At 45.8% G+C, this 11,431-nt stretch carries 10 protein-coding genes and 1 tRNA gene; 3 read left to right on the top strand and 8 right to left on the bottom strand.

Annotation, left to right across the window (positions count from 1 at the left end; translation table 11 throughout):
- The first annotated feature begins 542 nt into the window (after nucleotides 1-542).
- The 3 genes from pyrE (at nucleotide 543) to HYR79_11410 (ending at nucleotide 2,402) form a co-directional block, all read left to right on the top strand.
- Nucleotides 543-1,127, top strand: coding sequence for an orotate phosphoribosyltransferase (gene pyrE / locus HYR79_11420; GenBank protein MBI1822307.1), 585 nt, complete (start codon nucleotides 543-545; stop codon nucleotides 1,125-1,127).
- A 44-nt stretch (nucleotides 1,128-1,171) separates the two neighbouring features.
- Nucleotides 1,172-1,251, top strand: a tRNA-Leu gene (locus HYR79_11415).
- 68 nt (nucleotides 1,252-1,319) lie between these two features.
- A complete protein-coding gene (locus HYR79_11410; protein MBI1822306.1) occupies nucleotides 1,320-2,402 on the top strand; it encodes an AI-2E family transporter in 1,083 nt (360 codons plus the stop codon).
- 5 nt (nucleotides 2,403-2,407) lie between these two features.
- Here the strand turns inward: HYR79_11410 and HYR79_11405 are convergent, their stop codons facing one another.
- From HYR79_11405 to HYR79_11370, 8 genes are all read right to left on the bottom strand, one after another.
- Nucleotides 2,408-3,631 (bottom strand): Glu/Leu/Phe/Val dehydrogenase, encoded by a 1,224-nt coding sequence (locus HYR79_11405; protein ID MBI1822305.1) that lies wholly within the window; start codon nucleotides 3,629-3,631, stop codon nucleotides 2,408-2,410.
- 82 nt (nucleotides 3,632-3,713) lie between these two features.
- Nucleotides 3,714-4,496: an SDR family oxidoreductase gene (locus HYR79_11400; protein ID MBI1822304.1), complete on the bottom strand. Its 783-nt coding sequence runs from the start codon at nucleotides 4,494-4,496 to the stop codon at nucleotides 3,714-3,716.
- A 158-nt stretch (nucleotides 4,497-4,654) separates the two neighbouring features.
- Nucleotides 4,655-5,437, bottom strand: coding sequence for an SDR family oxidoreductase (locus HYR79_11395; GenBank protein ID MBI1822303.1), 783 nt, complete (start codon nucleotides 5,435-5,437; stop codon nucleotides 4,655-4,657).
- A gap of 29 nt (nucleotides 5,438-5,466) precedes the next feature.
- Entirely contained in the window at nucleotides 5,467-5,643 is a 177-nt protein-coding gene (locus tag HYR79_11390; protein MBI1822302.1) for a hypothetical protein, read from the bottom strand.
- Nucleotides 5,644-5,653: 10 nt separating this feature from the next.
- Nucleotides 5,654-6,802 carry a nitronate monooxygenase gene (locus HYR79_11385; GenBank protein ID MBI1822301.1) on the bottom strand — a complete coding sequence of 383 codons (1,149 nt, stop codon included), beginning with the start codon at nucleotides 6,800-6,802 and terminating at the stop codon, nucleotides 5,654-5,656.
- Nucleotides 6,803-6,853: 51 nt separating this feature from the next.
- Nucleotides 6,854-9,277, bottom strand: coding sequence for a homocysteine S-methyltransferase family protein (locus tag HYR79_11380; GenBank protein MBI1822300.1), 2,424 nt, complete (start codon nucleotides 9,275-9,277; stop codon nucleotides 6,854-6,856).
- Entirely contained in the window at nucleotides 9,270-9,941 is a 672-nt protein-coding gene (locus tag HYR79_11375) for a hypothetical protein (protein ID MBI1822299.1), read from the bottom strand. Before HYR79_11375 ends, HYR79_11380 begins: the two co-directional genes overlap by 8 nt.
- Nucleotides 9,942-10,065: 124 nt before the next feature.
- On the bottom strand, nucleotides 10,066-11,046 hold the full coding sequence (locus HYR79_11370; GenBank protein MBI1822298.1) for a formylglycine-generating enzyme family protein: 981 nt from the start codon (nucleotides 11,044-11,046) through the stop codon (nucleotides 10,066-10,068).
- Nucleotides 11,047-11,431 lie beyond the last annotated feature (385 nt).

Here is an 11,431-nt window from a genome sequence, read left to right as displayed (position 1 = left end):
ATCGACGAATTTATGGCAGCCTGGAATGAAAATCCAAAACCCTTCGTTTGGACTGCCACAGTGGAATCTATCGTTGAAAAACTCTCACGCTGCCGCCAAACCCTGGAACAGATTCAGCCAGGCTGCACGCTCCCGCGCAGGAGAAAAACAAAAAAGTAGTTGTCCAGTTATTTAGCGGACACTACACTAGAAATGTAGCCATGGAAGAAAATTTAGATGAAATATTGGGAATCACCCGATGTGCCAGATGCGGGGAAAAGCTGAATGGGGAAATCGATTGTCCCTTTTGCAGTCTCTTCCCGGACAAACCGCACCGGAAACGGATTCCTAAATGGATTTATATCACCGCGTGCTTTTTGACTTTTCCGTTGAGCCTCCCCTTTGTTTTTTTTTCAAAAAGGCTTTCAATTTACGAAAGGATCTTAATATCGGGGGGGCTCATTTTTTGGTTAATTTTAACCGGGGTCTTAAACCTTGCCTTGCTTTTTTGAGCATTATCTTCTAACATAAAAAAAAACTATTTTAATTTTTTGGAGCTGAGAATGGGTCTTGAACGAAAATTAGATAAAAAAGAAAGATTATCTCTTAGAACGCAACTTCTCAGGTTGCTTCGCGAATCGTTTGTTTATAATGACCAGCCTCTTTTCACCCTTTCTTCCGGCAGAAAAAGCCGTTTTTATATTGATAGTAAAAAAGTGACCCTTGATCCTGGCGGTGGATTTCTGGTCGGCCAACTCATTCTGGATGCCATTCATGATATAGAAATTGATGCTATTGGCGGGATGACCCTGGGAGCAGACCCGCTGGCCATTTCAGCTTCAATTCTGAGTTACGGCGAAGGAACCCCTTTACCCGCTTTTATTGTGAGAAAGGATCCAAAAGGATACGGCGAATCTCCTTTCATCGAGGGCAACTTGAAAAAGGGTTCAAAAGTGGTGATCGTTGACGACGTTTTGACCGGAGGGACATCCGTGGAAAAAACCATCGACATTTTAAAAGAATTAAATTGTCAGGTCTTAAGAGTCATCGCCCTTGTTGATCGTAAAGAAGGTGGAAAAGAAAGACTGGAAAAATTAGGTTACGAGGTCGTGGCGCTGTTCACGGTGGAAGACCTGTTAAAAGCCTGAGAAATGGCGGTAAGATCGGACGCTCTCCGGACGGGTTCATTTGAGCGAGGGTGGCGGAATTGGTATACGCACCAGACTTAGAATCTGGCGGGAAACCATGGGGGTTCAACTCCCCCCTCTCGCATTGAAAACGCCAAAGCGGTCCTGACTTAAACTTAAAGATTTACTTTAAGTATTTACCTGACGGAGAGGATGAAGAATCTGCAAAAGTTTTGGGTCATCGTTCTCATGGCAGGCGCCATTTTGGTGACGATCGCCTATCAGTTAAGTGAAATTCTCTGGCCTTTTATTTTTGCTTTTATTTTTGCGTACCTTCTTTATCCATTCGTTAAACAATTAAAAAAGGCGGGAATCAGAAAGTCCCCCGCGGTATGGGGAGTCTTTTTAATCTTTTCTTTACTTTTTTTGACTCTGGGCGCGTTTTTAGTTTCGATGATCAGGGCGGAAATTCCCGCGGTCCAGGAAAAAATTCCGGTTTATGCCGACACTCTTCAAAAAAACGGAATCCCCTATCTTGAAAAGATTCTCCATCTTAAACTTCAAAAAACGACACAGGACTATATCAAAGGATTTACTGAAAGACTGTTAGCCCTTTCTCCGGGAATGGCCGAGTCGATCTCTAATTTCGCGGCACAGGTTTTTTCGAAAACGCTGAATTTTTTACTTTTTTTTATTGACCTTTTATTGATCCCCGTCGTTTTGCTCTACCTGTTGTTTGATTTTGATAAGATCAGGCTTTGGATTCCGCGCCTGGTTCCCGAAGTCTATCAGCGCCGTTTCAAGGAACATCTCGGTGAAATCGACCAAATTTTAAGGCAATTTATCGGCGGGCAGCTGCTCATCAGCGCTGTTTTAGGCGTTTTATATATGATTGGACTGACCTGGATCGGCCTTGACCTGTCCATCATTTTAGGTTTTTTTTCCGCCTTAATGAATATCATTCCTTTTATCGGTGTCCTCACCGGGGCATTCATTTCCACCCTTTTTGCTTTATTTAAATTTCATGACGCCGTGCATCCCCTGCTGGTCATCGGTTTATATACCGCCGGGCATTTGCTCGACGGATATTATTTAAATCCAAAAATCGTTGGGCACAGGATCGGTCTCCATCCGTTACTGATGATTCTGGTTTTATTAACGGGAGGAAAACTTTTTGGGGTGATGGGCCTGTTATTTTCGGTACCGGTTGCGGCTGTCGGAAACTATCTCTTAAAGGCAGGTTTTAACGCTTACATGAAAAGCAATTTTTATACGGGCAAATCGTCCGTGCCCTGAACGTTCTATGGAAATAACCCTCTGGCAAGATAAGCATCGGAAATTTTTTTAATTCCCAGCATTAAAGCGGCTGTGCGAAGGTCAACCTTTTCTTTCCGGGCGGTTTCAAAGACGTTTAAAAACGCGCCGGTCATCACCTCTTTCAGTTTTTCCATCACCTCTTTTTCTTTCCAGAAAAAGTTTTGCATTCCCTGAACCCATTCAAAATAAGAGACGGTAACCCCTCCGGCGTTCGCGAGGATATCGGGAATCACCCAAATTCCCCGGTCTCTTAAAATCACATCGGCCTCAAGAGAGGTCGGGCCGTTTGCCCCTTCCAAAACGATTGAACATTGAAGTTTTTTAGCGTTTTTATGAGTGATCTGGTTAGAAATCGCCGCGGGGATCACCACGTCGCATTTAAGGGAAAACAGGTCTTCATTTGTGATCTTCTCCCCTTCTGGAAACCCGTCAACGACCTTTTCCTTTTTAACATGTTCGATGAGTTTGGAAATTGAAAGACCTTTGGGATCATATAATCCGGAAAACGCGTCGGAGATTCCGACAATTTTACACCCCTCTTTAAATAAAATTTCAGCCGTATTGAAGCCAACGTTCCCAAACCCCTGAATCACAACTTCCTTACCGGCGAGCGAGGTGTTTTTTTGTTTTAAGGCCTCGGCCAGAATGTAAACCAGTCCCTGACCCGTTGCGGCATTCCTTCCCATCGACCCCCCGATGCTCAGGGGCTTTCCCGTAACAATCCCCGGGACGGAATAGCCTTTATGCTGACTATAGGTATCCATCATCCAGGCCATAATCTGCTCATTGGTGCCGATATCAGGCGCGGGGATATCAATTTCCGGACCAATCATGACCAGGATCTCAGAGGTATATCTGCGTGTTAAACGCTGGAGTTCTTTCCTGGAAAAGGTAGAGGGGTCGCAGTTAACCCCTCCTTTCGCGCCTCCAAACGGGAGACCAACCAGAGCGCACTTCCAGGTCATCCACATGGCAAGCGCACAGATTTCGCCGAGGGTGACATCGGGATGGTATCGCACGCCCCCTTTTGAGGGGCCAAGGGTGCAGTCATGGTGAACGCGGTAACCCTGAAACACCTCAACATGACCATCGTCCATCGCCACTGGAACGCTGACAAGGAGGGCCCGTTTTGGGGCAATAAGGCGTTTTCGAATATTCGGATCGAGATGAAGGAGGTCGGCAGCCTGATTAAATTGAGAAACTGCCATTTGGTAGATAGGAGCGTAATATTCCGGGAATGCCCGTCTGTCGTTGTTCATCATCTAAGCCCTTACAGAAGGTAAGAACATATTAAGGGACAAGAAGCCCGCCATTGATATCAATCGCCTGCCCCGTCACAGCCTGGGCCGGATCGGAGGCTAAATAAACAGCTAACGAGGCGACCTCGAGCGGATCAATCAGGCGTTTGATTGGGATAGAATTAATGATATTTTGGGTATACTCTCTCTGGGGAAGACTTAACTGATCCGCCATTTCAAAGGTTCTTTTTTTCGCAAAGTCGGTATCGATTAAACCGGCGCAAATCGCGTTGACGGTTATTCCGTCCCGGGCTACTTCCAACGCCAATGACCGGGTAAAACCTAAAATGGCGTGTTCGGCGGTGCAATAGGCCGTGTAACAGGGAAAACTCGTTTTTGAAAGATGTGAGGCAATATTGATAATTCTTCCGCCGTTTTTATTTTGTTTCATTGCTTTGAGGACGGCTTTGGTCACCAAATATAACCCATGGAGATTGGTTTCCAGGATGGCAAACCATTGTCCGTCATCGAGCCAGGTAATCGGATTCATTCCGCCGGTGCCCGCATTATTGATCAGGACGTCTATTTTTCCATATTTTTCCATGGTCTTATCAACGACATCGTTAACCTGATCTTTAAGCGTAATATCGGCCCGGATGATTAAAATTTCAAAGCCGGATTGCTTTTCAAAATCTTTTCGGGTCTTTTCGATATTCCGTTCATTTCTCGAGCTAATGGCGATTTTGGCGCCCTGCTCGCACATCTTTCGGGCAATGTATTTACCGATACCGCGCCCGCCGCCAGTAATAAGAACGACTTTATCTTTTAATAACATCCTGTTTCCAATCCCTCTTACGATACCCCGTTATGATTGTTCAAAAGGAGCCAGATACAAGGCGGAACTAGAACCCACCCCGGAATGTACATTTAAGTACATGAGGAGGCGGGTTTGCAGTGACAACGCCGTAGATGGCTCCTTTTGAACAATCATAATTAGTACATGACACTGCCGCCGCATATATTAATGGCCTGTCCCGTAATCGCTCGCGCATCCTCACTCGCTAAAAAGGCTGCCAGTTCCGCTACCTCGCCTGCATCAACAAACCGCTTAATCGGAATCGCCTCTTCGGCTGATTTTTTAAATTCTTCCGGAGAAATTTGAAGGGTTTTTGCCGTTTCAGAAATACCCTGTTGTGCCATTTGGGTATCCACCCATCCCGGACAAATCGTATTGACGGTGATCCCTCTTGGGGCCACTTCCAGCGCTAAAGCCCCTGAGAATCCGACGATCCCATGTTTGGCGGCGCAATAGGCTGTATAACCGGCGACACCAAATTTTCCTAACACAGAGGAGATATTGATGATTCTCCCCTGCGCGTTATCCTTTATTGATCGTAAAGCCGCCTTGCTAAAAAAATACATGCCGTTTAAATTAGAATCCAGAATATCCAGCCACTCTTCATCTTTGGCATCGAGAAGGGGAAGGCGGGCCGATTTTCCGGCGTTATTGACCAAAATATGAAGGTCTCCCCATTTTTTGATGACTTCCTCAATCGATTTTTCAACTTCGTCTTTTTTATTAACGTCCGTTTGAACCGGGAAAACTTTTTCTTCGCCCTGCCCGTCATTTATGGTTTTGGCGGCAGCGGTTAGATGCTCCATATTTCTGGAACAAATCATCACACGAGCGCCTTCTTTAAGAAATGCCTCGGTAATGGCTTTGCCGATTCCGGTCCCGCCGCCCGTTACGATTGCAATTTTATCTTTTAGTTTCATAAATTCTTTTGTTTAAAGTGGTTCAAAGGTTACAGGATCGTGTCACAGTTCATACACCTATACCCCACTTCCTCTTCAAACCTGCAGGATTCCGAAAGATACCGGTGGTCGTAAACATATTGACACTTTGAACAAACGATTAAATTTTCCATTCCCTTGTTCGCAGAAGAAACGGGCTGATCGGGTTCTCCCTCGGAAGCGCTCATCTGACACCCTTTATGACGTCCGGGAAACAGATTCAGAGGGTGAACTTGCTTCAACCCCTTCCTGAATTCCAACTAATTCATTCATTAATTCTTTGACACTCACAATCTTTTTTATCCGCCAGGCGTTGGAACCCGCGAAGAAAAGCCCCTCGGCCAGATTTCCCCTTTGGGCTTTATCAAGGACTGAGGCGATGCAGTAGGTTTCCCGGTTATCCCGGCAGGCGCAATGTTTCAGACATTTCGCAAAACATTTATCGTCAACGTCGAGGCCTTTTTCAAAACGTTCCGTAAATTCGCTTCGAATCGCCCTTCCCGGCATTCCGACCGGGCTTTTCACGATAACGATATCCTCTTTTTTTGCTTTCATGAACACATCTTTAAACAGATCATCAGCATCACATTCGTAAGTACAAACGAAACGTGAGCCGAGTTGAACCCCATGAGCGCCCAGTCCGATCATCCGAAGGACATCCTGATGATCGAAAATGCCTCCAGCCGCTACTACCGGAATGTTCAATTTTGCTTCTTTTTCGAGAAATTCCAATACCTCGGGGACCACTTTCTCAAGACTGAAAACGGGATCGGTGATATCTTCCGGCCGTGCTCCTAAATGTCCTCCGGCATAATTTGGCGTTTCCACGACATAAGCATCCGGCATCCGCTTGTGAAGCCGCTCCCATTTTTTAATGATAATCGATGCCGCTTTTACCGAAGAAATAATGGGCACAATAGCAACATCCGGATAATCTTTCACATAATCGGGAAGGTTCACCGGGAGACCGGCGCCTGAAAAGATGATGTCGGCGCCGTATTCGGCCGACGTGCGGACCATATCTTCATAATCTGTAATAGCAACCATGCAGTTGACGCCAATCACCCCTTTAGGGCTGATCTGCTTGGCCATTTTTAATTCATCCTGAAGGGCGAGAATATTGGCACGGAAATAATCTTTCGACGTGGCCCCTTCTTTTTTATAATAGGGGGAGTCAAGCCCCAGGGCCACTGTGGAAACAACACCTATTCCTCCGGCATTAGCTACCGCAGAAGCTAACCGTGATGCAGAAATCCGGATTCCCATTCCTCCCTGAATAATCGGGTAGGGTGAAGTATGTTTTCCAATCGTCAGAGCAGGAAGAACGGAAGTCTTATTTGATTTCATAGAGTACCCTTTTGACAAAAGTTTACTTAATTAAAGTTAATCTTTATTTTACTATACCACATTCTTTTCGGGTTCTAATAAACTTTCTGCAACGGTAACAACCTCTCCAACATCTTTTCCATAAGCCCCCGCCCCGATTTCTTCCGCGAATTTTTTGGTGGTCACGGCTCCGCCAATCATGACTTTATAAGGAAGGTTCTTCGCTTTGATTTCATCGACAACCGCTTTCATCTGCATCATCGTCGTGGTCATCAGGGCGGAAAGAGCGATGATATCGGCCTTGTTTTCTTCAGCCGCTTTAAAAATAACCTCCATCGGAACATTCCGTCCCAAATCGATAACATTAAATCCGAAATTTCTCAACATTAAACAGCAGATATTCTTTCCAATATCGTGAATGTCCCCTTTAACCGTGGCAAAAACGATCGTCCCTTTTTTTTCAATATTTCCCGATTTTTCGAGATAGGGAAGCAAAAAATCAACCCCTCGTTTCATCGTATCCGCCGAGGCCACCAGATGCGGAATAAACTTTTTTCGTTCACCAAATAAATCCCCAAGTTTGCGGATGGCAGGGGTCATCAGGTTTAAAAACATGTCAAAGGCTTCAATTTTTTCTTCAATTCCCTGTTTAACGAGTTGAACAATACTCTCTCTCTCGCCCTCCAGAACAGCCTTATAGATTTTGTCCCTTGTTGTTTGGGGGCCTTCGTCTTTAGGGGTTGATTTGCCTCCCTCCAGATCGGCCTGCACCTGAATAAACCGTCTGCATTCAGGGTCTCTTCTTCCAAACAAACTGGCCGCCGCGACAATTTGATGCATCTCCTGGTCATAGGGGTCTAAAATCGCCGCGTCTAAACCGGCGGCAATACACTGGGCCAGAAACGTATTATGAACAAAATGGCGGTTGGGAAGACCAAAAGAAACGTTGCTCAATCCAAGCGTGGTAGGAGAACCCAGTTCATTCGTAATTAAACGGATGGTTTCGAGGGTTTGAGTGGCCGCTTCCTGAACCGCTGAAACCGTTAATGCCAGGCAATCAAAGATAATATCTTCTTTTCGAACACCAAAACCTTCAGCCCGTTTCAACAGGTATTCGGCATTTTTCAGCCTTTGCGCCGCTTTTTCAGGAATTTCATCCCCCGCGACCAGCGCAATGACCGATGCCCCATATTTCTTGACGAGAGGAAAAATCTCTTCAATCCGCTCTTCTTCGGCGTTGATACTGTTGACCAGCGCTTTTCCGGGATAGTAAATCATCCCCTGCTCCAACGCGTTGACATACGAGCTGTCGATCACCAGCGGAAGATTGACCACATTTTGAATGGCCGTAATGGCTTTACCCATCATATCGGCTTCGCTGACCATGGGAACTCCGACATTGACATCCAGGGCAGTGGCTCCGGCTTCAAACTGTTTTCTTGCGGCCGCGACGATCAAATCGGTTCTCCCCTCTTTAATCGCCTGGCTGAAAAGTTTTTTCCCGGTGGGATTTATTTTTTCACCGATTTTCAAAAAGGGATGTCCTGCGCCCACAAAAACGGTTTTCATCCGGCTTGAGATCTTCATTCCCTTCCGGACATTTCTCGAAGCCGGTCTTTTATTCGCTAATAGATGCTTGATTTTTCGAATGTAATCGGGCGTCGTCCCGCAACACCCTCCCAGGATATTGACCCCTGAATCGATAAACCGTTCCGCGAAAGAAGCCATCTCTTCAGATGTCGCTGGAAAAATCGTCTTCCCATTGACCTGGATCGGCAAACCGGCATTGGGTTCGGCTGAAATGAAAAGATGGGTCGTCGTAGACATCTTTTGAACCACCGGCAGCATATGTTCCGGACCGGTGGAACAATTCACCCCTAGAATATCGACCCCTAATCCCTCCATGACCGTAGCCGCGGTTTCGGCATCGCTTCCGGTATCGGTAATCCCGTCCTGGGTAAAGGTCATATGAGCCATAATCGGGATATCTTTTCCTTTTGTGGCCTCTTTGGCCGCGATAACAGCCGCCTTCATCTCCTGAATGTCAAACATGGTTTCAATGGCAATTAAATCACACCCCGCCCTGACCAGTTCAACGGACTGCTCATAAAAGAGTTCGACCGCCTTATCGAAGGCAAGCTCGCCGAAAGGCGCAATCGTGGTCCCCGAAGGACCCACATCGCCCGCGACATACACCTTCTTCCCCCCTGCGGCCGTTCGAACATGCTTTACGGCTGAGGCGTTGATATCCCGGATCTTATCCTGGGCGTTATATTCCGCAAGCCGCAGGCGGCTGGCGCCAAAAGTATTGGTTAGAATAATCTGGCTTCCGGCGGCGATATATTCTTTATGGACATCGACGATGGCATCAGGCCGTTCAAGGTTCCAGAGGTCAGGCGCATACCCGTTTGGCAGACCTCTCCCCTGGAGAAGGGCTCCCATCGAACCATCGAGGAGCAGAATTTCGTTTTTTAACCGTTCCAGGATTTCAGACATTCTCTGTCATTTCCGGTTTTGAATTGTTTTTTCTTTCCCAGCCGATAAGCGCGGAAACAGAAAAACGCGGATCCATGATAAAAGCTTCGTTGACCGATACGCCGATCTTATGCGCTTCGGTGACTTTTAAAATCTCTCCCTGTACCGTCAACTTCCAGTCTCCGTAACCCACGCCAAACCTGAAGGTTTTATTGTAACCGTTTTTATAAATTTCCGTCTCAATTAAACGTTCAACCGGATCGGCAAAAAAATCTGCCATCCAGGCGCCGACCCGGTCCATATAAAAAGCTTCGGCCGGTTCGGAATCTTTTAGCTCATCAATCTTCTTTTCAAAATCAGGCCCCATGGTACAGACCAGCAACGTCGCGTAATCACATTTTTTCAACAACTTCACCATGTTACTTCCTTGAAACAGCGTTGCGCTGATATCGCAGGTCACATGGTCTTTAAAGACTTTGTCTATTTTTACGGTCCGATAGCACCCTTTTCCCGAAATTAAAGTGTAACCGGTGTCAATCGCTTTCTTAATATATTTGGCAATGTTTTCTTCAGGGATTTCTTTTAAAGATTTATATTTAGGAAGCCGGAGTTCCCTAATGATTTCAGATTCTTCTATCGTAAACGGGATATTAAAAATGGTGATGGGCTTTAAACTCTTGATCATTGACTATTTCAAATTAATTAGGTTAGAAATGAGCTAAAACGCTCTTATCCTAGCACAAACGCCTTTGATAATAAACACCTATTAAGCGGGTAAAAACCTTAAGGACCGAAAAACAACTCAGGCACTATAATGATTTTTGAGTAGCGTGAGATCTGGCACACCGGAAACCGATACTGATTGAAACGGATTTTGGGGAAAGAGCGATCCGGTTAAAGGTCTGAAAACTGGGCCCGCATCGGTAATAGCTGCAGTCGTAAAATGATCCCCCCCGGAGAACTTTATGCGTTTCTCCGTAGTTCGGGTTCTCAATCGAATTATTGGGATAGGGTTTAAACCAATCCTGTGTCCATTGAAAGACATTCCCGGCCATATCGTAAACCCCATAGGGGCTTTTTCCCGCTTCAAACTGCCCAACAGGCGACGTATCGCCGATTCCAAGCATATAAACGTTGGCATTTTCCTTAACAAACTGATTTCCCCAGGGGAAAATTCTGCCATCGACCCCGCGGGCGGCTTTTTCCCATTCCGCTTCGGTCGGAAGCCTTTTTCCTCTCCACGCGCAGTAGGCCTCCGCGTCATACCAGCTTACAAAAGTTACCGGATGGTTTTTCTTTTCAATGAATACCCTTTTATCCATCCAATGTTTGGGCGGTTTCCTCTCCGTTTTAGTCACAAATTGGTAATAATCACCGTTAGTCACATCATAACGGTCTATCTCGTATTCATCCAGATAGGCCTTATGTTTGGGTCCAACCGCTTTTTTAACATAATCCTCTCCCATCATAAATTCGCCGGCGGGAATCGTGACCATTTCAGACAGACGATGATTTTTCTCATGCCCGGCGGGAGAAGGATGTTGAATGGCCTTCATGGCGGTCTTAATCACTTCGTCCGGAACCTCACCATCGTTATGGCAGAGAAAACACTCCCCTGAAGGTTTTTTTAAATCGGCTTGAATGACAGGATGGGAAGATTCGTGACACGAATGGCAGTCGTTTCCCTTCGGGATTAAATCCTCCAGGCCAGCTGCAAATCCGGGCTGAACGGCAAACAAAATAAAAGAAATGTTCCAAACGAACCCAAAAAGAGGCGCTTTCTTAAACATGCCCCTATTTTAACATAAGAAAAGGCTGGAAACCTTGATTTTTTATCGAAGAATTTTGTCCGGCGGAGAACAGGCTGACAAGGGTATAGACCGCTGGTTGTTTAGATATCCTAAATCACTGATTCTGAATTAAGTTTGATGGTCTCGTAAAAAGTTTGTTCAATGTGATGGGATGAAAATATTCGATAAAATGTTCATTTTCCACTTTATTTTCAATGAGTTTTGTGGTAAATAACTTCTTATATTCATCCTCCTAAGGAGTCCTGATGATCCATACCAAAGACCACAAAACCCTCGACATGTACGATCCGTTTCCCTTTCTCGGCCCGAAGCGCAAACAACGGATTCAGACATCCTGGGCGAAATTCTTTCGGGAGGAGATCCT

The organism is Nitrospirota bacterium (assembly GCA_016178585.1).
GTDB lineage: Bacteria > Nitrospirota > Nitrospiria > JACQBW01 > JACQBW01 > JACOTA01.
Note: the sequence above shows the minus strand (reverse complement) of the source record. Positions and strands in the feature narration are given on the sequence as shown.

Coding starts and splice junctions, on each gene's coding strand:
- pyrE (MBI1822307.1), top strand. CDS start 543: ATGGGTCTTGAACGAAAATTAGATAAAAAAGAAAGATTATCTCTTAGA.
- HYR79_11410 (MBI1822306.1), top strand. CDS start 1,320: ATGAAGAATCTGCAAAAGTTTTGGGTCATCGTTCTCATGGCAGGCGCC.
- HYR79_11405 (MBI1822305.1), bottom strand. CDS start 3,631: ATGGCAGTTTCTCAATTTAATCAGGCTGCCGACCTCCTTCATCTCGAT.
- HYR79_11400 (MBI1822304.1), bottom strand. CDS start 4,496: ATGTTATTAAAAGATAAAGTCGTTCTTATTACTGGCGGCGGGCGCGGT.
- HYR79_11395 (MBI1822303.1), bottom strand. CDS start 5,437: ATGAAACTAAAAGATAAAATTGCAATCGTAACGGGCGGCGGGACCGGA.
- HYR79_11390 (MBI1822302.1), bottom strand. CDS start 5,643: ATGAGCGCTTCCGAGGGAGAACCCGATCAGCCCGTTTCTTCTGCGAAC.
- HYR79_11385 (MBI1822301.1), bottom strand. CDS start 6,802: ATGAAATCAAATAAGACTTCCGTTCTTCCTGCTCTGACGATTGGAAAA.
- HYR79_11380 (MBI1822300.1), bottom strand. CDS start 9,277: ATGTCTGAAATCCTGGAACGGTTAAAAAACGAAATTCTGCTCCTCGAT.
- HYR79_11375 (MBI1822299.1), bottom strand. CDS start 9,941: ATGATCAAGAGTTTAAAGCCCATCACCATTTTTAATATCCCGTTTACG.
- HYR79_11370 (MBI1822298.1), bottom strand. CDS start 11,046: ATGTTTAAGAAAGCGCCTCTTTTTGGGTTCGTTTGGAACATTTCTTTT.